Raw genomic sequence first — 471 nt, 5'->3', positions numbered from 1 at the left:
CAATCTGGCCGCCTGTGTTCTACTCCGCGAGTGCTTCCGCTCGGGGAGTTTTGACGTGCGCACGCCTCAAGACCGCGTTCTGAACCTTCGTCTGCCGGCCTCGATGCGCCGGGACCTCGACGCCGCCGCCCATGCCGGCGGGGTCCGCCTGTCCGTCGCGACCCGCACGGCGCTGGCGGTTGGCCTCGCCGCGATCCGCACGAACGATCAGCCGGACCCGCCCCCGCCGGCCGGCCCCGCCGCCGCACTGCGGGCCGCCGCGTGATGGGCAACGCCTCTGACCTCCCCGAGGGCTTCGCGCTCGATCCTCCGCCCACCGAGGATCAGACTCTCGGCGACGTGCTGCAGGTGGCTGAGACCCCGCAGGATGTCCTCCAGGAGTACATCGACACGGTTCTGCAGGCGGCGTCCGAACCGGGCGCGCCGGGGCTGGCACAGGTCGTCACCTCCGATCCGCTTGAGGTGGTGCGC

The 471-nt window shown here is 72.0% G+C and carries 2 protein-coding genes; both read left to right on the top strand.

The genetic code is table 11. The annotated features are described in order from the left end of the window. A partial coding sequence (locus MKK75_RS18590; protein WP_244044016.1) for a hypothetical protein occupies positions 1-265 on the top strand: 265 nt, incomplete at its 5' end. Further along, positions 265-471: hypothetical protein (locus MKK75_RS18585; RefSeq protein ID WP_244044015.1), on the top strand; the 207-nt coding region annotated here is incomplete at its 3' end. The genes MKK75_RS18590 and MKK75_RS18585, both read left to right, overlap by 1 nt.

The organism is Methylobacterium sp. J-030, from assembly GCF_022829545.1.
Taxonomy (GTDB): Bacteria; Pseudomonadota; Alphaproteobacteria; order Rhizobiales; family Beijerinckiaceae; genus Methylobacterium.
This window is presented reverse-complemented; position numbering and strand designations above follow the sequence as displayed.